Here is a 25,881-nt window from a genome sequence, read left to right on the forward strand (position 1 = left end):
CCACTGCTCCCCTTTTCGGTCGTCGTTCTCCGACCACCGTAAGCACGCCTGCGCCGTCGCGCGCCGTGGAGAGGGCAGGCTGGAGCAATGACGGCGGACTGGACACAGGCGGTACGGCAGCGACTGGCGCCCGGCAGAGTGCTGCCGCTCGGCGGCAGCAGGGACGGCGCGTGGATGACGGAGCGGGCGGCCGTGTCCGTGCTGGCCGGGGCGGCGGCGGCCGAGGTGCCGGGGGCCCGGCTGGGCACGCTGCGGATCGGGCCGGGCGATCCGGGGGAGGTGCGCGAGCCGGTCGTACCGGCGCCGCCGAGCGCGCTGTGGCCGGGGCCGCTGCGGGTGACGGCGGACTTCGCGGCGGTCGGCGACCGGCCGCTGCCGGTGACGGCGGACCGGCTGCGGTCCGCGCTGACGACGGCGGCGGACCGGCTGGGGCTGACGGTGACGGAGGTGGACCTGCGGGTGACGGACCTGCTGGAGCCGCCCGCCGCACCGGCCCCGGCCGCCCCGGTCCAGCGCCCGCCGGACGCCGAGCGGACCACCGACCCGGACGAGGCGCTGGTGGCCGCGGCCGTGCTCACGGTGTCCGGCGTGACCCGGCTGACGGCGGCCTTCGGCGACCGCGGCCACGCGGTACGGGTCGAGCGGCGCGCCTCGGACGCGGCGCTCCCGCACCGGCACGTGTACGTGGAACTGGCCACGGACTCCGCCCACCGGGCCACGGAGGTGGCCCAGCGGGTGCGCGCGGCGGTGCGGGAGACGCTGGAGGACCGCCCGACGGTGGCGGTCCTGGTGACCGGCGTGGAGTGAGCGCCGGGCGAGGGATGCCGGGATCAGTCCCCGATGCCCGCGAGGTCCCGCAGACGGCGGGCCTGGGCGGCGCGCTCGGCGACGACCTGCTCGTCGAAGGAGCGGCCGACGGCACCGCGCAGCAGTGCCTTGGTCTCCACCACGGCGTCGCGCGGGGCGGCTAGCACCGCGGCGGCCAGGTCGTGCGCGGCGCCGTCGAGTTCGGCGGCGGGCACGGCGACACTGGCGAGGCCGGAGACGACCGCCTCCTCGGCGTGCACGAAGCGGCCGGTGACGCAGATCTCCAGCGCGCGGGCGTAGCCGACGAGGCCGACCAGCGGGTGGGTGCCGGTGAGGTCGGGGACCAGGCCGAGGCTGGTCTCGCGCATGGCGAACTGCACGTCGTCGGCGACGACGCGCAGGTCACAGGCGAGGGCCAGTTGGAACCCGGCGCCGATGGCGTGTCCCTGCACGGCGGCGATGGACACGATGTCGTTGCGCCGCCACCAGGTGAACGCCTCCTGGTACGCGGCGATGGCCTCGTCGACCCCGGCGTCGTCACGGCGCGCGAGATCGATGAAGGTCGGCTCGCCCTCGATCCCCTCCGGGGTGAACATCTGCCGGTCCAGCCCGGCGGAGAAGGACTTGCCCTCACCGCGCAGCACGACGACCCGGACGGAACCCGGCAGCGCCCGGCCCGCCTCGGCCAGTGCCCGCCACAGAGCGGGGCTCTGCGCGTTGCGCTTGGCCGGGTTGGTCAGGGTCACCGTGGCGAGCGCGTCGTCGACGGTGAGCCGTACCCCGTCCTTGTCGAGAACAGGAGTGAGGTCCTGGTCGGGCGAAGCCATGGGGCGCCTCCGATGGGTGCGGTCATCGCGCGGAGCCGTACGGCACCGCGAAGTGACTGCACAGTAACCACCCGGACGATCACGGGACCGACCGGGTGGCCACCATCGAAGCCGATGGACCGCCCGGAGTCAGGACGACGCGGCCTTCTTGCCCCGCGTCGCACCGCCACGCCCACGGAGCGTGACGCCCGACTCGCTGAGCATCCGGTGCACAAAGCCATACGAGCGACCGGTCTCCTCGGCCAGCGCCCGGATGCTCGCACCGGAGTCGTACTTTTTCTTCAGGTCTGCCGCGAGCTTGTCGCGCGCGGCGCCGGTTACCCGGCTGCCCTTCTTCAGAGTCTCGGCCACCCGGTCCTCCTCATGGGAAGTGCGCTCTGGTCTTCTCATGATCACCCCTTCTCGGCGGGTTGGCCACCCATTCGGCAAGGTCCGTGAGACGAGGTTGTGACGACAGGAGCGGGTCCCCACATACGGAACCGCTCATTCCGAAGCGGCGTGCGCGTACCGCCGAACGGGTGGAATCGGGAAGTCCCAGGTCAGAGACGTGAGACGGCCGGTCCCCCGGTACCGCTGGGGTACAGGGGGACCGGCCGCGAAATCCGTGTAGGACACACCTCGGTATGAGGAGATCTCACTCAGATGGTGGATCACCGCTGGGCCGAATGATCCGGTCGGGGTGGATCACCCGGCCTCCGGGCGGGCCGAGCAGGGGCCTGCGAGGTCAGGCGAGGGCCACCAGATCGGCGTACCCGGCGCCCCACAGGTCCTCCACGCCGTCCGGGAGCAGGATGATCCGCTCCGGCTGGAGCGCCTCCACGGCGCCCTCGTCGTGGGTGACCAGGACCACCGCGCCCTTGTAGGTGCGCAGGGCGCCGAGGATCTCCTCGCGGCTGGCGGGGTCGAGGTTGTTGGTGGGCTCGTCCAGCAGCAGCACGTTGGCCGAGGAGACGACCAGGGTGGCGAGCGCGAGCCGGGTCTTCTCACCGCCGGAGAGGACCCCGGCGGGCTTGTCCACGTCGTCGCCGGAGAACAGGAACGAGCCGAGCGTCTTGCGGACCTCGACCAGGTCCAGGTCCGGCGCGGCCGAGCGCATGTTCTCCAGGACCGTGCGCTCGGGGTCCAGGGTCTCGTGCTCCTGCGCGTAGTAGCCCAGCTTGAGGCCGTGGCCGGGGACGACCGAGCCGGTGTCGGGCTGCTCCGCGCCGCCGAGGAGGCGCAGCAGGGTGGTCTTGCCCGCGCCGTTGAGGCCGAGGATGACGACGCGCGAGCCCTTGTCGATGGCCAGGTCGACGTCGGTGAAGATCTCCAGCGAGCCGTACGACTTCGACAGGCCCTCCGCCATCAGCGGGGTCTTGCCGCAGGGCGCGGGCTCGGGGAAGCGGAGCTTGGCGACCTTGTCGGACTGGCGGACCGCCTCCAGGCCGGAGAGCAGCTTGTCGGCGCGCTTGGCCATGTTCTGCGCGGCGACCGTCTTGGTGGCCTTGGCGCGCATCTTGTCGGCCTGCGTGTGCAGGGCGGCGGCCTTCTTCTCGGCGTTCTGCCGCTCGCGCTTGCGGCGCTTCTCGTCGGCCTCGCGCTGCTGCTGGTAGAGCTTCCAGCCCATGTTGTAGACGTCGATCTGGGCGCGGTTGGCGTCCAGGTAGAACACCTTGTTGACCACCGTCTCGACCAGGTCGACGTCGTGGGAGATCACGATGAAGCCGCCGCGGTAGGTCTTGAGGTAGTCCCGCAGCCAGACGATCGAGTCGGCGTCGAGGTGGTTGGTCGGCTCGTCGAGCAGCAGGGTGTCGGCGTCCGAGAACAGGATGCGGGCCAGCTCGATACGACGGCGCTGACCACCGGAGAGGGTGTGCAGCGGCTGGCCGAGGGCGCGGTCGGGCAGGTTGAGCGCGGCGGCGATGGTCGCGGCCTCGGCCTCGGCGGAGTACCCGCCCTTGGTGAGGAACTCGGTCTCCTGGCGCTCGTACTGGCGCATGGCCTTCTCGCGGGTGGCGCCGGAGCCGTTCGCGATGCGCTGCTCGTTCTCGCGCATCTTGCGGATCAGGACGTCGAGGCCGCGGGCGGAGAGGATGCGGTCACGGCCGAGGACGTCGAGGTCGCCGGTGCGGGGGTCCTGCGGCAGGTAGCCGACCTCGCCGGAGCGGGTGATGGTGCCGGCGGCCGGGACGCCGTCACCGGCGAGGCACTTGGTGAGGGTGGTCTTGCCTGCACCGTTACGGCCGACGAGGCCGATGCGGTCGCCCTTGGCGACGCGGAAGGTGGCGTTCTCGATGAGGACGCGCGCACCGGCGCGCAGCTCGATACCGGAGGCGGAGATCACGGACATACTCCTGGGCGTACGTGGTTGACGGATGGGCGGCTGTCGAGGGCGTTCCCGCCGTCTAATGCGCGAGGAGAATGGCCATGGGGCCCAGTCTAACGGGGGCGGGCAAGCCCCTTTTCCTGCCTCGGGTGGCGGGGTCCGGGGCGTCTCGGGGTAGGAATGCCGCCAGGACCGCGGGACGGACGTGGCGCCATGGACGGAGAGTGACGGGCTGTGCAGTTCGACGACGACGCGAATCTGGACACCTCCGAGGTGCGGGACGTGCGCGGGAGCGGGAGTCGGCTGCCGGGCGGCCGGGCGACGATCGGCGGCGGGGTCGTCGGGCTGGTCGGGCTGCTGCTGGCGCTGTTCCTGGGCGTCGGCCCGGACCAGCTCGGGCTCTCCTCCGGCGGGGACGAGGCCGCCTCCCAGCCCTCCTCGATCGGCGAGGTGCAGCAGGAGTGCCGGACCGGCCGGGACGCGAACAGCCGGGAGGACTGCCGGGTGGTCGCGGTGGTCAACAGCGTGCAGGACTACTGGTCGGGCGAGTTCCGGCAGCGGGGGCAGCGGTACACCCCGGCGGAGACGTACCTCTTCAGCGGGCAGATCCGGACGGCCTGCGGGGCGGCGACGGCGGCCGTGGGGCCGTTCTACTGCCCCGGTGACCAGCGGGTCTATCTCGACCTGGGGTTCTTCGACGAACTGCGCACCAAGTTCGGGGCGAGCGGCGGCCCGTTCGCGCAGGCGTACGTCATCGCGCACGAGTACGGCCACCATGTGCAGGACCTCAAGGGCACGCTGGGCCGCAGCCAGGACGGGCTGACCGGCGAGAACAGCAACTCGGTCCGGGTCGAGCTGCAGGCGGACTGCTACGCCGGGGTGTGGGCGCACCACGCGACGACGACGCCGGACGAGTCGACGGGCAAGCCGCTGATCACCGAGCTGACCCCGGCCGACATCAAGGACGGGCTGAACGCGGCGGCCGCGGTGGGCGACGACCGTATCCAGGAGGAGTTCCAGGGGAAGGTCACCCCGGAGACCTGGACGCACGGCTCCTCGCTGCAGCGCCAGCAGTGGTTCGACCAGGGGTACCGGACGGGCGATCCGGACCGGTGCGACACGTTCCGCTGAGGCGTTGTCAGTGGTCGCTGCCAGACTGAGGGGACGAAGCGGGACGACAACCGTGCACGAGGGAGTGACCGGCATGGCGGACACGAGTGGGCGCCCGAGCGTGTACCCGACGCTGCTGTACGCGGACGCGCGGGCGGCCATCGCCCAGCTGACGGAGGCGCTGGGCTTCACCGAGCTGGCGGTGTACGAGTCGGAGGACGGCACGGTGCTGCACGCCGAGCTGACCCAGGGGAACGGGGCGGTGATGCTGGGGTCCAAGGGGCGGGGCGGCGTCTTCGACGAGACGATGCGCGGCGCGGGCCCGGCGGGGACGTACGTGGTGGTGGACGACGTGGACGCCCATCACCGGCGTGCGGTGGAGCACGGCGTGGAGATCCTGATGCCCCCGACGGACCAGGACTACGGCTCGCGGGACTACATGGCGCGGGACGCCGAGGGCAACATCTGGAGCTTCGGGACGTACGCCCCCGCCTTGACTCCCTGAGCGGCGGGGGCGCTTCGGCGGGCCGTGCGCGGCGGCCGGTCCGGGTGACACCTCCGGCGGTCGTCAGCGGTCGATCGTGGCCATGAAGCTTTCCTCGTGGCGTTCACCGGCGGCCGGGGTCAGGTTGTCGAGCCGTTCGAGCTGCCCGGCGCTGAGCCGGACGGCGTCGGCGCCGGAGTTCTCCTCGACACGGGCGGCCCGCTTGGTGCCGGGGATGGGCGCGATGTCGTCGCCCTGCGCGAGGAGCCAGGCCAGGGCGATCTGGGCCGGTGTGGCGTCGGCCTCGGCGGCGACGGCCCTGACCTCGTCGACGATCCCGAGGTTGCGCCGGAAGTTCTCGCCGGTGAAGCGCGGGTTGTTCTTGCGCCAGTCGTCGTCGGCGATGTCGTCGGCGGAGCGGAGCCGCCCGGTGAGGAAGCCGTGGCCGAGCGGCGAGTACGGGACGAGGCCGATGTTCAGCTCGCGCAGCAGCGGCAGGATCTCCGCCTCCACGTCCCGGGTCCACAGCGAGTACTCGGTCTGCAGCGCGGTGACGGGGTGGACGGCGTGCGCCCGGCGGATCGTGGCGGGGGCGGCCTCGGACAGACCGAGGTGGCGGACCTTGCCCTCGGCGATCAGTTCGGCGAGCGTGCCGACCGTGTCCTCGATCGGGGTGTCCGGGTCGACCCGGTGCTGGTAGTACAGGTCGATGTAGTCGGTGCCGAGCCGCTCGAGGGAGCCCTCGACAGCGGTGCGGATGTTCGCCGGGCTGCTGTCGAGCCCGCCCGAGACGCCACCGGCGTGCGAGATCACGCCGAACTTGGTCGCCAGGACGACCTGGTCACGGCGGCCCTTGAGCGCCCGGCCGACCAGTTCCTCGTTGGTGAACGGGCCGTACGCCTCCGCGGTGTCGATGTGGGTGACGCCCAGGTCGAGGGCCCGGTGGATGGCACGGATCGACTCGGCCTCGCTGCCCTGTCCGACGTCGTAGACACCGGACATCGACATGGCGCCCAGACCGATCCGGGAGACGTCCAGCGCACCCAGGAAGACGTGTCGCATCAGAAAGCTCCTTGTTCTCGCGGTTCTTGTGGTTCTTGTGGTTCTCGTGGTTCTTCGACTCCACGCTGCACGCTGTCGCCCGGGTGCGGGAGAGGAAGGTTCCTGCCGGGGAGCACGTGTGCCGGGGAAGATTCCTGCCCCCTCTCGACGGCGCGAGCCGGAGTCGTCGCGGAGGCATAGTGGCTGTCATGACCGATTCGCGTTCACCCCGCTCGGAGTTCGGCGCGTTCCTCAAGGCGCGCCGGGCCGAGCTGTCGCCCGCGCAGGTCGGTCTCGCCGATGACGGGACCCAGCGGCGCGTACCGGGGCTGCGGCGGGACGAGGTCGCCCGTCTGGCCACGATGAGCACCGACTACTACACCCGCATCGAGCAGGGGCGCGTACGGGCGTCCGCGACCGTGCTCGCCTCCCTGGTGCGCGCGCTGCGGCTCGACACGGCACAGCAGGCGTACCTGTACGAACTGGCGGGCAAGGCACCCGCCGCACGGCGTCACCGCAAGGTCCAGCGGGTGCGGCCCTCGGTGCAGCGGATGCTCGACGCCCTCGGGCATCTGCCGGCCCTGGTGCTGGGCCGCTACAACGACATCCTCGCCTGGAATCAGGCCGCCGTGGCCCTGTACCAGGACTTCGGCAAGCTGGCGCCGCGCGAGCGCAACTACACCCGGCTGCTGTTCCTCGATCCCGGCATGCGCGGCCTGTACACCGACTGGGAGGACGCGGCGCGGCTCAGCGCGGCACTGCTGCGGATGGAGACCGCGGGCAACCCCGACGACCCGCGGCTGGCCGCGCTGGTGGGTGAGCTGTCGGTCCGCAGCCCCGAGTTCCGCGCCTGGTGGAACGGGCGGATCGTCTCCGACACCACCTCGGGCCCCAAGCGCTACCGGCACCCGCTCGCCGGGCCTCTCACCCTCGAATGCGACACCTGGGTCAGCCCCGACGACCCCGACGTCATGTTCATGGTCCTCACCGCCGAGCCCGGCAGCCCCGAGGACCACGCGCTGCGCATCCTCGGCTCCTGGCAGTCCGCCCCCGCACCGGCCCGGCCGGCCGGTGGCCCGCAGGACTGATCCCGGGCACATCGCGGCGGGCGGTGCTCAGCCTCCGGTGTGCACCTGGAAGGCGGCGCGGCGTACGGCCTTGGCGAGCGCGGGGTCGGGGTGGGCGGCGGCGAGCGCGACCAGGACCTGCACGGTGCGGGGGTGGCCGACGGCCCGGACCTCCTCCAGCAGGGCGGGGACGGTGGGCTGCACCGCCGCCTCCAGGTGCCGGACCAGCATGTCGGTCTCGCCGTGGTCGGCGACGGCGGCGGCGGTGTCGACCCACAGCCAGGTGGCTTCCTCGCGGGTGAGGACCTCGTGGGCGTCCTCCGGGTCGACGCCGTCGTACTCGGCGAGCCACAGCAGGGCGTAGGGGCGCAGCGCGGGCTCGGCGACGACGGCGCGTACGTCGTGCTCGGCGGGGGCGCCGACCACGCGGAGCGCCTCGAAGGCGAGGCCGCGCAGCAGGGCGTCGTCGCCGCGGGCGGCGGCCAGGAGCTGGCCGACGGCGCCGCCGACCGTGCGGGCGGCGAGCCAGGCGCGGTATTCGGCGCGGGCGGCGTTGGGGCGGAGCTGGGCGCAGCCGCGGAGCATGTCCTCGGCGGACTGCTCGATGTTCCCGGCGGGGCTCTGCGCGGCGACGCAGATCTGCTCCAACTTGACCCAGACCGCCCAGCTGCCGAGGGGGGTGAGGGTGGCGTGGCCGTCGCCGTGGGTGAGGGCGCCGACGGCGGCGAGCGCTTCGACGGCCCAGTCCAGGAGGGGGGCGAGGGGGACGTCCGGGGCGGGGGCGGCGAGGACGGGGGCCTCGACGGCGCCGGGAGCGTAGGTGACCTCGCAGCGTTCGGTGCGCAGTTCGGTGACCCGCTGCTGGAGCAGGTCGAGCAGCTGCTCGGCGGGGACGGGCCCGGCGGAGAGCTGGAGGAAGGAGAGGACCTGGGGCATGGCCGAGACGACCTCGGCGACGGTGGCCGCCTCATGGCCGTGCGGCTCGGGGCTGGCCAGCGACCAGGCGTCGAAGAGGGCGACCCAGCCGCGCAGTACGGCGCTGTCGTCCCGGTCCCAGGCGCGCAGCCGCCAGCCGGGGCGGGCGCTGTCGCCGTGCACCTCGACCAGGCCGGAGAGGCGGGCGGTGTCCCAGTCGGCGCGGATCTGCGCGGTGGTGAGGCCGAGGTCGGCGGCGGCGCGGTCGGCGGTCGGCTCGGAGAGGGTGGCCTTGCCGTCGGCGGTGGCGGCGTCGCTGCCGGGTCCGAGGGCGAGGTCGGCCCACCGGGCCACGCGGACCGCCCCGGCGAGGACGGTCCGGGCGAGTCTCGCCAGTTCGGCGGGGGCCGGTGTGCCCTCGGGCGGCCGGGGCGCGGCGCGGCGCGTGCGCCGCTGGTTCACAGCTCTGGGGGCGGCGGCCAGGGGTCGCGGTCGGACGAGTCGAAGCCTGGAGTCGCGCGGGATACGGGACGTCACGGGTGCAGTCTTCCGGTTGACGGTCCGAAAACCCAAACGGGATGTCACAGCGGGCAACACAGAGGGCCAAGGCAGCTGCCTCGCGGCGCGTCGGCCGGGGTCCCGGCAGGCGCGTCCCGTTCGGCCGGAACTTGCCGGGGAACCGGGGCTTCCGCCTTGGTTCCGCGCGTCCGGAGGGCTACAGCAACGGGGTCAGGAAGCGGCGGAGCAGGTCCTCGTAGGCCGTGGGGTCCGCGTTCCACATGGCGCCGTGGGGGGCCTTGGGGACGGGGTGGAGGGAGATGAGGCCGGGCTGACGGGCGGCCAGGCGGCGGGAGTCCGCCCAGGGGGCGATCGTGTCGTCCGGGCCGTGGATGATCAGGGTGGGCACCTTGAGGGGTTCCACGCCCACGGCCTGGCGGGCGGTGCGCATCCCGGCGCGGCCCTGGGCGGCGCGTACCGCCAGCGGCAGCAGGGGGCCGGGGACGTGGCGGGCGTGGGCCAGGGCGCGGAGGGTGGCCTCCCAGCCGAGGACGGGCGAGTCGAGGATCAGCCCGGCCACGCGGTCCCGTACGGAGGAGCGTTCGGCGGCACGCAGGGCCATCGTGGCGCCGGTGGACCAGCCGAGGAGGACGACCCGGCGGGCGCCGTAGCGGACGGCGTAGCGGATCGCGGCGTCCACGTCGCGCCACTCGGTCTCGCCGAGGTGGCTGAGGCCGTCCGGGGAACGCGGTGCGCCGAGGTCGCCCCGGTAGGCGAGGGCGAGCACGGGCAGCCCGAGGGCGTGGAGTATCCCCATGACGTTGAGGGTCTGCTCGCGGGTGGTGCCGAGACCGTGCACGGCGATCACCCAGGTGTCCCGGGGTCCGGGCACGAACCAGGCGGGGAGCGGGCCGAGTTCACCGGGGATGTCGATGTCGGCGTACTCGAGGCCGAGGGCGGAGCCGGGGTCGCCCACGTAGGCGTTGGGGGTGAGCCAGGCGGAGTCGCCGGGGGTGAAGGACCCGTGGGTGAGGCGTTCGAGGGCGCGGACGACCGTGTCGGCGCTCTGCTCGTCGCCCTCCCGCACCGGTCCGACGACGGCGTGCGAGCCGTTGCCCGCGAGGCCGTAGACGCCGGGGCGGCGGGAGGCGAGGCCGCGGGTGAGGGTGATCCGGCCGCCCTCCACACCGTGCACGGTGAGGCGGGGTTCGCCGGGCAGGGGGCGGCCGGGCGGCAGCTTCAGCGCGGCACCGCTGGCCAGTCTGCCGACGGCCACGGACGCGGCGCCCGCGGCGAGCACGGCACCGATGGCGGCGGCGACTACGTGGACTTTGCGCACGCGTCCAGTGTCGGGGGCGGGGCCGGTACCGGCCAGTGGAGCACCCGCGCTCAGCGCTGTCCGTACCCCCGCAGCCGCTCCCCCGCCTCGGCCAGCTCCGCCTCCGTCAGCAGGGCCGGGGTCAGGCCCGGCACCGAGGACGCCGTGAGCCAGACGCGGCACATCCACTCCAGCTGGGCGGTGCGGTCGTAGGCGCCGTCCAGGGTGTCCCCATAGGTGAGCGTGCCGTGGTTGCGGAGCAGGCAGCCGGCGCGGTCCTCCAGGGCGCGCAGCATGTGGGCGGCGAGTTCGGGGGTGCCGTAGGCAGCGTAGGGGGCGACCCGTACGGGGCCGCCGAGGGCGCAGGTCATGTAGTGGATCGCGGGCAGCTCGGTGACGAGGGTGGAGACGGCGGTGGCGTGCACGGCGTGGGTGTGGACGACCGCGCGGGCGTCGGTGGTGCGGTACACCGCGAGGTGCAGGGGGAGCTCGCTGGTCGGCACCAGGGACCCGAGCACCTGGTGGCCGGAGAGGTCGACGCCGGTGATGTCGGCGGGGGTGAGCCGGTCGTAGGGCACGCCCGAGGGGGTGACCAGCACGGTGTCGCCCACCCGTGCGGAGACGTTGCCCGAGGTGCCGACGACCAGCCCGTCGGTGACGGTCCGCCGGGCGGTGGCCACCAGCTCGGCCCAGGTCCGCGCCTCGTCGTCGTCCGGGTCCCGCCGCTGTTCCGCCATGCGGCGATCCTGCCAGCCGGGGGCCGGACGCGTGCCCGCTTCCGCGCTCCGCACGCGCCTCCGAACGAGCGAAACCGATCAGAAACGCCAGAAATAGTCACACTTCTGCCGCTCCCCCGGCTTTCACTGATCCCTCTTGCCCGCTGGACCACTTTGCCCGCTGGACCACGTCTCGCCGGGGGACCGCATGGCCCGTGACCGCATCCCGACCCGTCGCCGCGCGGGCGTCCTCGCCGCGGCCCTCGCGGCCCTCACCCTCACCGGGGCCCTCACCGCCGCCCACGCCCCGCTCGACGCGCGGCCCGGCCTGCGTGGGACCCAGCCGAGGGGGCACGACGTCTCCTCCCACCAGAAGCGCGTCGACTGGTGGTCGGCCCGCGCCGAGGGCGCCCGGTTCGCGTACGTGAAGGCGACCGAGTCCACGACCTACCGCAACCCCTATTTCACCGGCCAGTACAACGGCGCGCGCCGGGCCGGACTGGTCCGGGGCGCCTACCACTTCGCCCTGCCGAACCGTTCCTCCGGCGCCGCGCAGGCCGCGTACTTCGTCCGGCACGGCGGCGGCTGGCGGGCCGACGGGGTGACGCTGCCGCCCGCGCTCGACATCGAGTACAACCCGTACGACAAGCACCACAAGTGCTACGGGCTGAGCCGGAAGCGGATGGTGCGCTGGATCAGGTCCTTCAGCGACGAGGTCCGCCGGGAGACCGGGCGCCACCCGGTCATCTACACCACCGCCAACTGGTGGGCCGCCTGCACCGGCGACAGCCGCGCCTTCTCCGGCAGCCATGCCCTGTGGATCGCCAGCCATGGTTCGTCCGGCCCCGGCAGGCTGCCCGGCGGCTGGCGGTACTGGACGTTCTGGCAGCACGACACCAAGGGCCGCCTGCCGGGTGACCAGGATCTCTTCGACGGCTCGGCGACCCGGCTGCGGGCCTTCGCGCGCGGGCGCTGAACGGCCCCCCGAGAGCGGCCGGATGCCCCCGGAATCCGGGCTCCCGCTTCCGGCACCAAGGCGCCCGTCCCAGTTCACCTTCCGTTCATCCAGGTTCCCTACGTTCATCCTGCCAACGACCTCGAACGATTGCCTGGGTACATGGAAAGCTTCTCGCTGATCCTCGCGATAGTGGTGATAACCGCACTCGCGTTCGATTTCACGAACGGTTTCCACGACACCGCCAACGCGATGGCCACCACCATCTCGACCGGCGCTCTCAAGCCCAAGGTCGCGGTGGCCATGTCCGCCGCGCTCAACCTGGTGGGCGCTTTCCTCTCGGTGGAGGTCGCCAACACGATCTCCAAGGGTCTCGTCGACGAGACCGGCATCCGTCCCGAGGTCATCTTCGCGGCCCTGACCGGCGCGATCCTCTGGAACCTGCTGACCTGGCTGGTGGGTCTGCCCTCCAGCTCCTCGCACGCCCTGATGGGCGGCCTCGTCGGCGCCACCGTCGCCTCGGCGGGCTTCGGCGCCGTCCACGGCGACATGCTGGTCACCAAGGTGCTGCTCCCGGCGGTCGCCGCGCCGATCGTGGCGGGTCTCGCCACGATGCTCGCCACCCGCCTCTCCTACCGCGTCGGCGGCCAGGGCGACGGCGAGGCCACCCGCAAGGGCTACCGCGCGGGCCAGATCGCCTCCGCCGGTCTGGTCTCCCTGGCGCACGGCACCAACGACGCGCAGAAGACCATGGGCATCATCACCCTCGCGCTCATCGCGGGCGGTGCGCTGGCCCCCGGTTCCAACCCTCCCACCTGGGTGATCCTCTCCGCCGGTCTGGCCATCGCGCTCGGCACCTACATCGGCGGCTGGCGCATCATCCGCACCATGGGGAAGGGCCTGACCGACCTGGAGCCCCGTCAGGGCTTCGCCGCGCAGACCAGCGCCGCGACCGCCATCCTGGCCTCCTCGCACCTCGGTTTCTCCCTCTCCACCACCCATGTCGTCTCCGGCTCGGTGATGGGTGCGGGCCTCGGCCGCAAGGGCGGTGTGGTCCGCTGGTCCACCGCCACCCGGATGTTCGCCGCCTGGGCGCTGACCCTCCCGGCCGCCGCGCTGGTCGGCGCGGGCGCCGAGGCCGTGACCGGCCTGGGCGACTGGGGCACCGGGCTCGTCGCCCTCTTCCTGATCGGCTCAAGCTTCGCCATCTGGAAGATCTCCCGCCGCGAGGTCATCGACCACACCCACGTCACGACCGAGGAGTACGTCGAGCCGGCCGGTGTGGTGACCACCGCGATGGCCATGGTCACGCCGCCCCCCGTGGGCATCGTCGCGGACGACCTGACGGCCACCATCCCGGCCGCCACCGCCGAGTCCCGTACGACCGAGCACACCCCCGCCACCACCGCGCCGTCCGCCCGGGTCTGACCACCCGGCAACTGGAGGAACATCCCGATGAAGATCGACTGGGCGGCCCTCGGCTCCGTCTTCGGCGTCAGCCTCGTGGTCACGGTGGCCCTGGTGGGCCTGTTCACCCTCGGCGTCAACGGCCTGGCCCGCCGCGAGCGCGCGGTGGCCACCGGCGGCTCGGCCCCGCTCGCGGTGACCGGCGCCTACGTCTGCTTCGCCGCCTGCGCGGCGGCGGTGGCGTACGGCTTCTACCTGATCGTCGCCTAGCACCCGCACTTCACGCGGACCCCCGCACGGCATGTGTCGTGCGGGGGTCCGCGCTGTCCCGTGAGGGGGCTCGGGTCCGGCGACGGCGGTGCTCCGCCGCGGGGACAGGACGCCACGCCGGAACGGCTCCGGGTCGACCAGCCGTACGGAGGACCTCGCACCATCCCTGCTGGAACAGGCCGCTCCACAGCACCTTCGCTGAAATCTGCTCGACGGGGACGTCGCACGAGGGGAATCATGGCCGAGTGACATCGACCGAAGCAGCGGCACTCGCTCTCCAGGACCATGCCGCTCTGTGGAGCGCGGGGGACGTCCGCGCGAGCGATGTCGTCGATGCGGCCTGTAGTGCGCTCGTCGCCGGACTCGACACCCCCGGCCTGCGCATTCTCGCCGCCTGCACCCGCGCCGAGGCGGACTACGACGTCCCCCACCTGCTTCCCGAAGCACTCGACGAACTCGGCCTCACCTTCTATCCGTTCGCCGACGAAGCCGGCCAGGAAGCCGCCGCCCGGGCCCTCGCACGCCGCGTGCTCGCCGGAGAGCTCACGCCCCGGGAGTTCGCCTTCCGGATGCACCAGCGCCACGGACATGAGCCGGCCCTGACGGAACGCCTCGCTGAACTCGACGACAAGTACGGCATCCTCGAATACGGCGACAGAGCCGTGGCTCAGGTCGATGCCGAGGTCACCGCGGAAGCCCGCCGCCTCGCAGCCCACCCCAGTGGCGACACAGCCGCGGAAGAACCGGGGGTTGCTGCCGGAGGCCACGGTGCCGGCCCGACAGGTGCCGGGGGCCTGTAGGGGGCCGGGCCACGCCCGTACGAGGCGGATGGGGCCGCGGGGTTTCCGCTGTTACCACCGGTGCCGGTGTGGGGCTCCACACACTCTTCTCCCGCAGGTCACAGGCAGGTTGACGGCCCTTCCGGGCACGTGGTGGACTTCGCGGGCCATGTACGGCGACAGCAGAGGAAGCCGGTGCGAATCCGGCGCGGTCCCGCCACTGTCACCGGGGAGAAGTCCCCGGAAGCCAGGAACTCTCGTCGCCGGTCTCGTCGAACCAGGGCGTGGACACCCTGAGTGAGGACTACCGTGATGCCCGGCCGTCGCCCGAGAACCCGCACCAGGAACACCGGCACGCCCACGGCGAGCTAGCCGATGGGCGCCGATCGCTCGTACGCGTACGGTGCCGCCGCCGGACTCCTCGGTGATCTCCTCCTGGGCGATCCCCAGCGCATGCACCCCGTCGCCGCCTTCGGGCGGGCCGCCGGGCGCGTGGAGCGCGCGCTGTGGCACGACCACCGCGGCTGGGGCACGCTGCACACCCTGGTGTGCGCCGGAGGCGTCACCGCGCTCGGCGTGGTGGCCGCACGCGCCGTACGCCCCTCCTTCACCGGCTCCGCCGCGCTGACCGCCGCCGCCACCTGGGCCGTCGTCGGCGGTACCTCGCTCGCCCGTGAGGCGTCCGCCGTCGGCGACGCCCTGGAGCGCGGCGACCTCACGGCCGCGCGCGCCCGGCTGCCGCACCTATGTGGGCGCGACCCACAGGCGCTGGACGCCGACGCGATCGCGCGCGCCGTGGTGGAGTCCGTCGCGGAGAACACCTCCGACGCCGTGGTGGGCGCCCTGGTGTGGGGCGCGGTCGCCGGGGTGCCCGGACTGCTGGGCTTCCGGGCCGTGAACACGCTGGACGCGATGGTCGGGCACAAGTCGCCGCGGCTGCGCCGCTTCGGCTGGGCCTCCGCCCGGCTGGACGACGTCGCGGGCTGGCCGGGCGCCCGGCTGACCGCCGTACTGGCCGTGCTCGCCGGGGACGACCCGCGCGGGGCGGTACGGGCCTGGCGGGCGGACGCGCACCGGCATCCGAGCCCCAACGCGGGCCCGGTGGAGGCCTCGTTCGCGGGCGCGCTCGGCGTCCGGCTGGGCGGCACCCTGTCCTACGGCGGCCGCGTCGAGCACCGGCCCGTGCTCAACGGCACCGGGCGGCCGGTCCAGGTCTCCGACATCGGGCGGGCCGTACGGCTCTCCCGCCGGGTCGGCATGCTCGCGCTCGGCGTCACCGTCGCCGCGCGCCTCATCGGGAAGGGGCGGGGCAGGTGAGCGGTGGTCTGCTGGTCGCGGGGACGACGTCCGACGCGGGCAAGAGCGTCGTGACGGCCGGGATCTGCCGGTGGCTGGTCCGGCAGGGCGTCAAGGTGGCGCCGTTCAAGGGGCAGAACATGTCCCTCAACTCCTTCGTGACGCGGGAGGGCGCGGAGATCGGGCGGGCGCAGGCCATGCAGGCACAGGCGTGCCGCACCGAGCCGACCGCGCTGATGAATCCCGTACTGCTCAAGCCCGGTGGTGAGCGCAGCAGCCAAGTGGTGCTGCTGGGCAGGCCGGTGGGTGAGCTGAGTGCGCGCGGGTATCACGGTGGCCGTCAACAGGCGCTGCTGGGAACGGTGTTGGAGTGCCTGGAGGAGTTGCGGGGCACGTATGACGCGGTGATCTGTGAGGGCGCGGGTTCGCCCGCCGAGATCAATCTGCGGCGCACCGACATCGTCAACATGGGCGTCGCGCGGGGCGCGGGGCTGCCCGTGCTCGTGGTCGGCGACATCGACCGGGGCGGGGTGTTCGCCTCCTTCTTCGGCACGGTCGCCCTGCTCTCCCCCGAGGACCAGGCGCTGGTCGCCGGGTTCCTGGTCAACAAGTTCCGGGGCGATGTCTCGCTGCTGGAACCGGGCCTGGACATGCTGCGCGGCCTCACCGGGCGGCACACCTACGGGGTGCTGCCGTTCCGGCACGGGCTCGGCATCGACGAGGAGGACGGTCTCCGGGTGTCCCTGCGCGGGACCGTGCGGGAATCCACCGTCGCTCCCCCGCACGGCGAGGACGTGCTGCGGGTCGCCGTGTGCGCGGTCCCGCTGATGTCCAACTTCACCGACGTGGACGCCCTCGCCGCCGAACCCGGCGTGGTGGTCCGCTTCGTGGACCGGCCCGAGGAACTGGCCGACGCCGACCTCGTGGTGGTGCCGGGCACCCGCGGAACCGTACGGGCGCTTGCCTGGCTGCGCGAGCGGGGTCTCGCGGAGGCGCTGGTGCGCCGGGCCGCCGAGGGGCGTCCGGTGCTCGGGATCTGCGGCGGCTTCCAGGTGCTCGGCGAGCACATCGAGGACGACGTCGAGTCCCGCGCCGGAAGCGTGCCGGGGCTCGGGCTGCTCCCGGTGCGGGTGCGGTTCCACCCGGAGAAGACCCTCGCCCGGCCCGTGGGGGAGGCCCTCGGCGAGCCCGTCGAGGGGTACGAGATCCATCACGGGGTCGCCGAGGTGCTGGGCGGGACGCCCTTCCTGGACGGCTGCCGCACCGGGCAGGTCTGGGGCACCCACTGGCACGGCTCGCTGGAGTCGAACGGCTTCCGGCGCGCTTTCCTGCGCGAGGTCGCCGCCGCCTGTGGGCGCCGCTTCGTCCCGGCCCCCGACACGTCTTTCGCCGCGCTGCGCGAGGAGCAGCTCGACCTGCTCGGCGACCTGATCGAACACCACGCGGACACGGACGCGCTCTGGCGGCTCATCGAGTCGGGCGCGCCCGCAGGACTGCCCTTCATTCCACCGGGAGCGCCCGCATGACCACAGTGTTGTTGCTGTCGACCGCCGACACGGACCTGCTGGCCGCCCGCGCCAGCGGCGCCGACTACCGGATCGGCAACCCGTCCCGCGTCGACGCGGCCGCCGACCTGCCCGCCCTCCTGGACGGGGCGGACCTCGCGGTCGTCCGGCTGCTGGGCGGCAAGCGGGCCTGGGAGGACGGGCTCGCCGCGCTGAAGGCGTCCGGCGTGCCGACGGTGCTGCTGGGCGGCGAGAGCGTGCCGGACGCCGAGCTGATGGCCGAGTCCACCGCCCCGGCCGGGGTCGTGGCGGAGGCGCTGCGCTATCTGGTCGAGGGCGGCCCGGCGAACCTGCTGGAGCTGTCCCGGTTCCTCTCCGACACCGTGCTGCTGACCGGCGAGGGCTTCGAAGAGCCGCACCGGATGCCGGAGTTCGGACTCCACGGCACCTACGAGCAGCGTCCCGGCCGCCCCACCGTGGGTGTGCTCTTCTACCGGGCCCACGAACTCAGCGGCAACACCGCCTTCGTGGACACCCTCTGCGCGGCCATCGAGGAACGCGGCGCCAACGCCCTCCCGGTGTACTGCGGTTCGCTGCGCGACGCGGACGCCGGGCTGTACGAGCTGCTGGGCCGGGCCGACGCGCTGGTCGCCACCGTGCTCGCGGCCGGTGGCGCGCACGCCTCGGCCGCCTCGGCGGGCGGCGACGAGGAGGCGTGGGACATCGGCGCCCTCGCCGACCTGAACGTCCCTGTGCTGCAGGGACTTTGCCTCACCTCCACGCGGGCCGCCTGGGACGCCTCGGACGCGGCCCTCTCCCCCATGGACGCGGCGATGCAGGTCGCCATCCCGGAGTTCGACGGCCGCCTCATCACCGTGCCCTTCTCCTTCAAGGAGCCAGGACCCGACGAGGTCCCGGTCTACGTCGCCGACCCCGAGCGCGCGGCACGGGTCGCCGGGATCGCCGTACGGCACGCGGCACTTGGGCACAAGCCGAACGCGGAGAAGCGGATCGCGCTGGTCTTCACCGCCTACCCGACCAAGCACTCCCGCGTCGGCAACGCCGTCGGCCTGGACACCCCCGCCTCGGCGGTCCGGGTCCTGGACGCGCTGCGCGACGCCGGGTACGGGGTGGACGAACACCCCGCCGAAGGCGATGAGTTGATTCACCGGCTGATCGCGGCGGGCGGTCACGACGTGGAGTGGCTGACCGAGGAGCAGCTCGCCGCCGCGCCCGCACGGGTGCCGCTCGCGGACTACCGGGCCTGGTTCGACACCCTCGACCCCGAGCTGCGCGACGCCATGCTGGAGGCGTGGGGCGAGCCGCCGGGCAACCTGTACGTGGACGGCGACGACATCGTGCTCGCCTCCCTGCGGTTCGGGAACGTCGTCGTGATGATCCAGCCGCCGCGCGGCTTCGGCGAGAACCCCATCGCCATCTACCACGACCCCGACATGCCGCCCTCGCACCACTACCTGGCCGCCTACCGCTGGCTGGAGAACAGTTTCGGCGCGGACGCGGTCGTGCACATGGGCAAGCACGGCACCATGGAGTGGCTGCCGGGCAAGGGCCTCGGCCTGTCGCGCGGCTGCGCCCCGGACGCGGTCCTCGGTGAACTCCCGCTGATCTACCCGTTCATCGTCAACGACCCCGGCGAGGGCACCCAGGCCAAGCGGCGCGGGCACGCCACGGTGGTCGACCATCTGGTGCCGCCGATGGCCCGCGCCGACACCTACGGCGACCTCGCCAAGCTGGAACAGCTGCTGGACGAGTACGCGCTCGTCTCCGACCTGGACCCGACCAAGGCCCCGGCCGTGCGCGCCCAGATCTGGACGCTGGTCAAGGCCGCCGAGCTGCACCACGACCTGCATGTGGACGAGCAGCCGGAGGACGACGACTTCGACTCGTTCGTCATGCACATCGACGGCTACCTCTGCGAGATCAAGGACGTGCAGATCCGCGACGGACTGCACATCCTGGGCGGCGGCCCCGAGGGCGAGGCCCGCGTCAACCTCGTCCTCGCGGTGCTGCGCGCCTCCCAGGTGTGGGGCGGCCAGGCGAACGCCCTCCCCGGGCTGCGAGCCGCGCTCGCGCAGCACTTCGGGCTGGTGGAGAAGGAGCTGCTGGCCGAGCCGGGCGCCCCGGTGAAGGTGCCGGTGGAGCTGACCGACCTGGCAGAGGGCCCGGCACGCACCGGTGCCGACGCGATCGACCTGCTGGAGCGGCTGTGCCGGGGCATCGCCGAGGGCATGGAGGCGCGGGACTGGGACCGGGCGGCCGTACCGGCGGTGCTGAGTCAGGTACTCGGCTTCGAACTGGCCGACGCCACCGCCGTGCTGGAGTTCGCCTGCACGGAGGTCGTCCCCCGGCTCGCCCGGACCACCGACGAGATCGGGCACATCCTCCGCGCGCTGGACGGCGGTTACGTCCCGGCGGGGCCCTCCGGGTCGCCCACCCGGGGTCTGGTCAACGTGCTGCCGACCGGGCGCAACTTCTACTCCGTCGACCCCAAGGCGATTCCTTCTCGCTTGAGTTGGGAGGTCGGGCAGTCGCTCGCGGACTCGCTGGTGCAGCGGTACCTGGCCGACACCGGGGAGTACCCGAAGTCCGTCGGCCTCACCGTGTGGGGCACCTCCGCCATGCGGACCCAGGGCGACGACATCGCGGAGATCCTCGCGCTGCTGGGCTGCCGCCCGGTGTGGGACGACGCCTCGCGCCGGGTCACCGGCTTCGAGATCGTGCCGCTCGCCGAGCTGGGCCGTCCGCGCATCGACGTCACCGTCCGTATCTCCGGCTTCTTCCGGGACGCGTTCCCGCACGTGGTCGGGCTGATCGACGACGCGGTGCGCGCGGTGGCCGAGCTGGCGGAGCCCGGCGAGTCCAACTACGTCCGCGCGCACGTGGAGGAGGACACCGCCGAGCACGGCGACCGCCGCCGCGCCACGGCCCGCGTCTTCGGCTCCAAGCCGGGCGCGTACGGCGCGGGCCTGCTCCCCCTGATCGACGCCCGCAACTGGCGCTCCGACGCGGACCTCGCCGAGGTCTACGCGGTCTGGGGCGGCTACGCCTACGGGCGCGGACTGGACGGGCGCGCGGCGCGGGGTGACATGGAGACGGCGTTCAAGCGGATCGCGGTGGCGGCGAAGAACGTCGACACCAGGGAGCACGACCTCGTCGACGCGGACGACTACTTCCAGTACCACGGCGGCATGGTCGCCATGGTCCGCCATCTGACCGGCACCAGCCCCGAGGCGTACGTGGGCGACTCGGCCGTCCCCGACCAGGTCAAGACCCGCACCCTCGGCGAGGAGACGCATCGGGTGTTCCGGGCGAGGGTGGTCAATCCCCGCTGGATGAGCGCGATGAGAAGGCACGGCTACAAGGGCGCCTTCGAGATGGCGGCGACCGTGGACTACCTCTTCGGGTACGACGCGACCGCCGGCGTGGTGGACGACTGGATGTACGAGAAGCTCAGCGCCGAATACGTGTTCGACCCGGAGAACCAGGACTTCATGAAGAAGTCCAACCCGTGGGCCCTGCGCGGCATCACCGAGCGCCTGCTGGAGGCGGCGGACCGGGGGCTGTGGGCGGAACCGGACCAGGAGACGTTGGAGCGGCTCCGGGCGACGTATCTGGAACTCGAGGGAGAGCTGGAGGGAGACGAGTGAGCACGCGATTCCCGTTCACCGCGGTGGTCGGACAGCAGGATCTGCAACTGGCCCTGCTGCTCAACGCCGTCGCGCCGAACATCGGCGGGGTGCTCGTGCGGGGCGAGAAGGGCACCGCCAAGAGCACCGCCGTACGCGCGCTGGCCGCGCTGCTGCCCGAGGTCGAGGTGGTCGCCGGGTGCCGGTTCTCCTGTGATCCGGCGTCGCCCGATCCGACCTGCCCGGACGGGCCGCACACGGTGGCGGCGGCCGAGGCGCGGGACGCGCGGATGGTCGAGCTGCCCGTCGGGGCGTCCGAGGACCGGCTGGTCGGGGCGCTCGACATCGAGCGGGCGCTCGCGGAGGGGGTCAAGGCGTTCGAGCCGGGCCTGCTCGCGGCGGCCAACCGGGGCATCCTCTACGTCGACGAAGTCAACCTGCTGCACGACCACTTGGTGGACGTACTGCTGGACGCGGCCGCGATGGGCGCCTCCTATGTCGAGCGCGAGGGCGTCTCCGTCCGGCATGCCGCGCGGTTCCTGCTCGTCGGGACGATGAACCCCGAAGAGGGGGAACTGCGGCCGCAGTTGCTCGACCGGTTCGGGCTGACCGTGGAGGTCGCCGCCTCGCGGGAGCCGGATCAGCGGGTGGAGGTCGTGCGGCGCAGGCTGGCGTACGACGACGATCCGGCCGGGTTCGCGGCGCGCTGGGCGGACGAGGAGCGTGCCGTACGGCAACGCATCGTCGCGGCGCGGGAGTTGCTGCCCAAGGTGCGGCTGGGTGACGGGGCGCTGAAGCAGATCGCGGCCACCTGTGCCGCGTTCGAGGTGGACGGTATGCGGGCCGACATCGTGATGGCGCGTACCGCGACCGCGCTGGCCGCGTGGGACGGGCGGAGCGACGTACTCGCCGAGGACGTGCGGCAGGCCGCGCTGCTGGCGCTGCCGCACCGGCGGCGGCGCAACCCCTTCGACGCGCCGGGGCTGGACGAGGACAAGCTCGACCAGACGCTGGAGGAGTCGGCCGGGGACGACGACGATCCCGATCCGGACGGTCCCGGTGGCGGGGGCGGGCAGCCGTCGCCCTCGCCCGAGGACGGTCCGCAGGGCGGGGACGCCGGGGCGCAGCCGGAGGACGGGGAGGGCGGGGAGCCGCAGCCGTCCGCCGGGGGTGCCGGTGAGCAGGCGCCCGCGCGGGCCGCGGAGCCGTTCCGTACCAAGGCGCTGACCGTGCCGGGTGTCGGGGCGGGTGCGGCCGGGCGGCGTTCGCGGGCGCGGACCGAGCGTGGCCGGACCACCGGTGCGCTGCGGCCGCGTGGGGCGCTGACCAAGCTGCATCTGGCGGCCACCGTACGGGCGGCCGCGCCGCATCAGCGGGCGCGGGGCCGGTCGGGGCCGGGGCTGGTGCTGCGCCGGGACGATCTGCGGCAGGCGGCGCGGGAGGGGCGCGAGGGGAACCTCGTGCTGTTCGTGGTGGACGCCTCCGGTTCGATGGCGGCGCGGCAGCGGATGAGCGCGGTGAAGGGTGCCGTGCTGTCGCTGCTGCTGGACGCCTACCAGCGGCGGGACAAGGTCGGCCTGGTGACCTTCCGGGGTACGGCCGCCGAGGTGGCGCTGCCGCCGACCTCGTCGGTGGACGCGGCGGCGGCCCGGCTGGAGTCGCTGCCGACGGGTGGCCGTACGCCGCTGGCGGCGGGGCTGCTGAAGGCGCACGACGTGCTGCGGGTGGAGCGGCTGCGGGACCCGTCCCGGCGGGCGCTGCTCGTGGTGGTGACGGACGGCCGGGCGACCGGTGGTCCGGAGCCGGTGGCGCTGGCGGGGCGTGCGGCGCGGCTGTTCGGCGCGGAGTCGGTGGCCTCGGTGGTCGTGGACTGCGAGTCGGGGCCGGTGCGGCTGGGGCTCGCGGGGCGGCTCGCGGAGGAGCTGGGGGGTACGGCGGTGACGCTGGACGAGCTGCGCGCGGACGCCATCGCCGGGCTGGTCAGGGATGTGCGGGGGACGACTTCGAGGAGGGCCGCGTAGTGCCGCAGGGACAGCCGAGTGTGGTGCCGGACGACGGGTTGACGACGCGGCAGCGGCGCAACCGTCCGCTGGTGGTCGTGCACACCGGGATCGGTAAGGGCAAGTCGACGGCCGCGTTCGGGCTGGCGCTGCGGGCCTGGAACCAGGGGTGGCCGATCGGGGTGTTCCAGTTCGTCAAGTCGGCGAAGTGGAAGGTCGGCGAGGAGAACGCGCTGCGCGTGCTCGGCGCCTCCGGCGAGGGCGGGTCGGTCGACTGGCACAAGATGGGCGAGGGCTGGTCCTGGGTGCAGCGGGACGCCCAGCTCGACAACGAGGAGAAGGCGCGGGAGGGGTGGGCGCAGGTCAAGCGGGACCTGGCCGCCGAGACGTACCGGCTGTACGTGCTGGACGAGTTCGCCTACCCGATGCACTGGGGGTGGGTGGACACGGAGGAGGTCGTCGAGGTGCTGCGGTCCCGGCCGGGGAATCAGCATGTGGTGATCACCGGGCGCAACGCGCCTGCTCCGCTGGTGGAGTTCGCTGACCTGGTGACCGACATGTCCAAGGTGAAGCACCCCATGGACGCCGGGCAGAAGGGGCAGAGGGGCATCGAGTGGTGATGTCCGTTCCCCGGCTGGTCATCGCCGCGCCCTCGTCGGGGTGCGGGAAGACCACCGTCGCCACGGGGCTGATGGCCGCGTTCGCCGCGCGGGGGCTCGCCGTGTCCCCGCACAAGGTGGGGCCGGACTACATCGATCCCGGGTATCACGCGCTCGCGACCGGGCGGGTGGGGCGGAATCTCGACGCGTACCTGTGCGGGCCGGAGCTGGTCGCTCCGCTGTTCGTCCATGGTTCTCGGGGCTGCGATCTGGCCGTCGTCGAGGGTGTGATGGGGCTGTACGACGGGGCCGCGGGGCAGGGGGAGCTGGCGTCCACGGCGCAGGTCGCGAAGTTGCTGCGGGCGCCGGTGGTGCTGGTCGTGGACGCGTCGTCTCAGTCGCGGTCGGTGGCCGCGCTGGTGCATGGGTTCGCGTCCTGGGATGCGGGGGTGCGGATCGGGGGTGTGATCCTCAACAAGGTGGGGTCTTCGCGGCATGAGGCTCTGCTGCGGGAGGCGCTGGACGAGGCGGGGGTGCCGGTGCTTGGCGCGCTGCGGCGGGCCTCGCAGGTTTCTACGCCGTCTCGGCATCTGGGGCTGGTTCCTGTGGCTGAGCGGGGTGCTGCCGCTGTGGCTGCGGTGGCGGCGATGGGGGCTCAGGTTGCTGCCGGGTGCGACTTGGATGCGCTGATGGGGCTGGCGCGGAGTGCGGGGGCGTTGCCGGGTGGCGGGTGGTCTGCGGCTGAGGCCCTTTCTTTGCCCACCCACGACCATCCGTCTCGGTTGGCTGGGAGGCGGGCGTCCGGCGCGGGAGCTCTGCCGGAAACGGCGAGCGGGCCCGGCGAGCCCTCGCACGACCACCCGTCTCGGTCGGCTGAGAGGCGGACGACCGGCGCGGGGCCCCTGCCGGAAACGGCGAGCGGGCCCGGCGAGCCCTCGCACGACCACCCGTCTCGCTTGGCCGAGAGGCGGGACGACAACGGCGACGCTGCACGTGAGCGTCCCGTCGTCGCTGTTGCCGGTGGGCCCGCTTTCACCTTCTCCTATGCCGAGCATGCCGAGTTGCTCAAAGCTGCCGGGGCCGAGGTCGTCACGTTCGACCCGCTGCGGGACGAGCGGTTGCCCGACAGGACTCGGGGGCTCGTCATCGGTGGGGGGTTCCCCGAGGTCTACGCGAGTGAGCTGGGGGCCAATGACACGCTGCGTAAGGAGATTGCCGCGCTTGCGCTCTCCGGGGCGCCCGTGGCCGCCGAGTGTGCCGGGTTGCTGTATCTGTGCCGGGAGTTGGACGGAGTCCCCATGTGCGGGGTGCTGGACGCGTCCGCGCGGATGGCGGAGGGGCTGACGCTCGGGTACCGGGATGCCGTGGCCGTCGGGGACAGCGTGCTGGCGGTGGCCGGGACCCGGATGCGGGGGCACGAGTTCCACCGGACCGTGCTGGAGCCGGGGGCGGGGCCCGCGCCCGCGTGGGGGGTCGTCGCGCCCGAAAGACGGGTGGAGGGGTTCGTGCAGGGGGGCGTGCACGCGAGTTATCTGCATACCCACTGGGCGTCGGAGCCCGGTGTGGCCCGGAGGTTCACGGAGAGGTGCCGGACGTCATGAGCAGCAGGCTGGTCGGGGTCGGAGTGGGTCCCGGGGACCCGGAACTGGTGACCGTGAAGGGCGTCAACGCGCTGCGGGCCGCCGATGTGGTCGTCGTACCGGTGATGGACACCATGGAGCGGGGCCGGGCCGAGGCGACGGTGCTGCACCATGTGTCCGGCGAGAAGATCGTCCGGGTGGTGTTCGCGCTGAACGAGCGGACGGACCGGGCGCGCCGGGAGGCCGCGTGGGACGCGGCGGGCGCGCGGGTCGCGGAGCTGCTGCGGGAGCACGCGTACGTGGCGTTCGCGACCATCGGCGATCCCAACGTGTACTCGACCTTCACCTACCTCGCGCAGACGCTGAAGGAGCTGGTGCCGGGGCTGGTCGTGGAGACGGTGCCCGGTATCACCGCGATGCAGGATCTGGCGGCCAGGTCGGGCGCGGTGCTGACCGAGGGCACCGAGCCGTTGACGCTGGTGCCGGTGACGGCGGGCGCGGCGGCGCTGAAGGAGGCGCTGGCGGGTCCGGGGACCGTGGTGGCGTACAAGTTCGGGCGGCGTGCGGCCGAGGTGGCCGAGGCGCTGCGGGAGGCCGGGCGGCTGGACGACGCGGTGTGGGGGTCGGCGCTGGGGCTGCCGGAGGAGTCGGTGCGGCCCGCCGCGGAGCTGGACGGGGACGCGCTGCCGTACCTGTCGACGCTCATAGCGCCGCCCCGGCGCGAGGGCGGCCGGGGCGGGAAGCTGTGACGGGGG

At 73.2% G+C, this 25,881-nt stretch carries 22 protein-coding genes and 1 riboswitch; of the genes, 15 read left to right on the forward strand and 7 right to left on the reverse strand.

Features of this window, described 5'->3' with window-relative positions; genetic code table 11:
* The first annotated feature begins 87 nt into the window (after window positions 1-87).
* Entirely contained in the window at window positions 88-807 is a 720-nt protein-coding gene (locus ACIPPM_RS07425) for a nucleopolyhedrovirus P10 family protein (RefSeq protein WP_401444287.1), read from the forward strand.
* Between the two features lie 23 nt (window positions 808-830).
* Here the strand turns inward: ACIPPM_RS07425 and ACIPPM_RS07430 are convergent, their stop codons facing one another.
* The 3 genes from ACIPPM_RS07430 to abc-f form a co-directional block, all read right to left on the reverse strand.
* Window positions 831-1,634 (reverse strand): enoyl-CoA hydratase/isomerase family protein, encoded by an 804-nt coding sequence (locus ACIPPM_RS07430; protein WP_401444289.1) that lies wholly within the window; start codon window positions 1,632-1,634, stop codon window positions 831-833.
* Between the two features lie 129 nt (window positions 1,635-1,763).
* Entirely contained in the window at window positions 1,764-1,985 is a 222-nt protein-coding gene (locus ACIPPM_RS07435) for a helix-turn-helix domain-containing protein (RefSeq protein WP_004002281.1), read from the reverse strand.
* A 373-nt stretch (window positions 1,986-2,358) separates the two neighbouring features.
* On the reverse strand, window positions 2,359-3,957 hold the full coding sequence (gene abc-f / locus ACIPPM_RS07440) for a ribosomal protection-like ABC-F family protein (RefSeq protein WP_401446354.1): 1,599 nt from the start codon (window positions 3,955-3,957) through the stop codon (window positions 2,359-2,361).
* Between the two features lie 216 nt (window positions 3,958-4,173).
* On the opposite strand from abc-f, the gene ACIPPM_RS07445 reads away from it, so the two are divergent.
* Both ACIPPM_RS07445 and ACIPPM_RS07450 read left to right on the forward strand, forming a co-directional pair.
* Window positions 4,174-5,070, forward strand: a complete 897-nt coding sequence (locus ACIPPM_RS07445) for a neutral zinc metallopeptidase (RefSeq protein ID WP_393595910.1) — start codon at window positions 4,174-4,176, stop codon at window positions 5,068-5,070.
* A gap of 73 nt (window positions 5,071-5,143) precedes the next feature.
* Window positions 5,144-5,554, forward strand: coding sequence for a VOC family protein (locus ACIPPM_RS07450; protein ID WP_401444292.1), 411 nt, complete (start codon window positions 5,144-5,146; stop codon window positions 5,552-5,554).
* Window positions 5,555-5,617: 63 nt separating this feature from the next.
* Here the strand turns inward: ACIPPM_RS07450 and ACIPPM_RS07455 are convergent, their stop codons facing one another.
* Complete coding sequence (locus ACIPPM_RS07455; protein WP_401444294.1) at window positions 5,618-6,595, reverse strand: aldo/keto reductase; 978 nt, start codon at window positions 6,593-6,595, stop codon at window positions 5,618-5,620.
* A 188-nt stretch (window positions 6,596-6,783) separates the two neighbouring features.
* Between ACIPPM_RS07455 and ACIPPM_RS07460 the strand changes: the two genes are divergently transcribed.
* Window positions 6,784-7,662: a helix-turn-helix domain-containing protein gene (locus ACIPPM_RS07460; protein ID WP_401444297.1), complete on the forward strand. Its 879-nt coding sequence runs from the start codon at window positions 6,784-6,786 to the stop codon at window positions 7,660-7,662.
* A gap of 27 nt (window positions 7,663-7,689) precedes the next feature.
* Here the strand turns inward: ACIPPM_RS07460 and ACIPPM_RS07465 are convergent, their stop codons facing one another.
* The 3 genes from ACIPPM_RS07465 to ACIPPM_RS07475 form a co-directional block, all read right to left on the reverse strand.
* Window positions 7,690-9,093: a hypothetical protein gene (locus ACIPPM_RS07465; RefSeq protein WP_401444299.1), complete on the reverse strand. Its 1,404-nt coding sequence runs from the start codon at window positions 9,091-9,093 to the stop codon at window positions 7,690-7,692.
* A 178-nt stretch (window positions 9,094-9,271) separates the two neighbouring features.
* Entirely contained in the window at window positions 9,272-10,393 is a 1,122-nt protein-coding gene (locus tag ACIPPM_RS07470) for an alpha/beta hydrolase (protein WP_401444301.1), read from the reverse strand.
* A gap of 50 nt (window positions 10,394-10,443) precedes the next feature.
* Window positions 10,444-11,109 carry a class II aldolase/adducin family protein gene (locus ACIPPM_RS07475; RefSeq protein ID WP_401444304.1) on the reverse strand — a complete coding sequence of 222 codons (666 nt, stop codon included), beginning with the start codon at window positions 11,107-11,109 and terminating at the stop codon, window positions 10,444-10,446.
* Between the two features lie 187 nt (window positions 11,110-11,296).
* Here ACIPPM_RS07475 and ACIPPM_RS07480 point away from each other — a divergent pair, with 187 nt between their 5' ends.
* The 11 genes from ACIPPM_RS07480 to cobI all read left to right on the forward strand — a co-directional run bounded on the left by ACIPPM_RS07480 (window position 11,297) and on the right by cobI (window position 25,875).
* Entirely contained in the window at window positions 11,297-12,064 is a 768-nt protein-coding gene (locus ACIPPM_RS07480) for a lysozyme (protein ID WP_401444306.1), read from the forward strand.
* 141 nt (window positions 12,065-12,205) lie between these two features.
* The gene (locus ACIPPM_RS07485) at window positions 12,206-13,471 is read left to right on the forward strand and encodes an anion permease (protein WP_401444309.1); all 1,266 of its coding nucleotides are present in this window, start codon (window positions 12,206-12,208) and stop codon (window positions 13,469-13,471) included.
* A gap of 27 nt (window positions 13,472-13,498) precedes the next feature.
* Entirely contained in the window at window positions 13,499-13,720 is a 222-nt protein-coding gene (locus ACIPPM_RS07490; RefSeq protein WP_401444311.1) for a hypothetical protein, read from the forward strand.
* 245 nt (window positions 13,721-13,965) lie between these two features.
* Window positions 13,966-14,520: a hypothetical protein gene (locus ACIPPM_RS07495; protein ID WP_401444313.1), complete on the forward strand. Its 555-nt coding sequence runs from the start codon at window positions 13,966-13,968 to the stop codon at window positions 14,518-14,520.
* Between the two features lie 124 nt (window positions 14,521-14,644).
* Window positions 14,645-14,777, forward strand: a riboswitch (cobalamin riboswitch).
* 97 nt (window positions 14,778-14,874) lie between these two features.
* On the forward strand, window positions 14,875-15,816 hold the full coding sequence (locus ACIPPM_RS07500) for a cobalamin biosynthesis protein (protein ID WP_401444315.1): 942 nt from the start codon (window positions 14,875-14,877) through the stop codon (window positions 15,814-15,816).
* Window positions 15,813-17,321, forward strand: a complete 1,509-nt coding sequence (locus tag ACIPPM_RS07505) for a cobyric acid synthase (protein ID WP_401444317.1) — start codon at window positions 15,813-15,815, stop codon at window positions 17,319-17,321. Before ACIPPM_RS07500 ends, ACIPPM_RS07505 begins: the two co-directional genes overlap by 4 nt.
* Window positions 17,318-20,968 (forward strand): cobaltochelatase subunit CobN, encoded by a 3,651-nt coding sequence (gene cobN / locus ACIPPM_RS07510; RefSeq protein ID WP_401444319.1) that lies wholly within the window; start codon window positions 17,318-17,320, stop codon window positions 20,966-20,968. The genes ACIPPM_RS07505 and cobN overlap by 4 nt, the downstream gene beginning before the upstream one ends.
* Window positions 20,965-22,968 (forward strand): putative cobaltochelatase, encoded by a 2,004-nt coding sequence (locus ACIPPM_RS07515; protein WP_401444321.1) that lies wholly within the window; start codon window positions 20,965-20,967, stop codon window positions 22,966-22,968. Before cobN ends, ACIPPM_RS07515 begins: the two co-directional genes overlap by 4 nt.
* Window positions 22,968-23,567, forward strand: coding sequence for a cob(I)yrinic acid a,c-diamide adenosyltransferase (cobO, locus tag ACIPPM_RS07520; RefSeq protein WP_401444324.1), 600 nt, complete (start codon window positions 22,968-22,970; stop codon window positions 23,565-23,567). The genes ACIPPM_RS07515 and cobO overlap by 1 nt, the downstream gene beginning before the upstream one ends.
* Complete coding sequence (locus ACIPPM_RS07525; RefSeq protein WP_401446357.1) at window positions 23,567-25,147, forward strand: cobyrinate a,c-diamide synthase; 1,581 nt, start codon at window positions 23,567-23,569, stop codon at window positions 25,145-25,147. Before cobO ends, ACIPPM_RS07525 begins: the two co-directional genes overlap by 1 nt.
* Window positions 25,144-25,875, forward strand: a complete 732-nt coding sequence (gene cobI / locus ACIPPM_RS07530; protein WP_401444327.1) for a precorrin-2 C(20)-methyltransferase — start codon at window positions 25,144-25,146, stop codon at window positions 25,873-25,875. The genes ACIPPM_RS07525 and cobI overlap by 4 nt, the downstream gene beginning before the upstream one ends.
* Window positions 25,876-25,881 lie beyond the last annotated feature (6 nt).

Origin of the sequence: Streptomyces sp. NPDC090119, assembly GCF_044747085.1 — a bacterium.
Classification (GTDB): Bacteria; Actinomycetota; Actinomycetes; order Streptomycetales; family Streptomycetaceae; genus Streptomyces.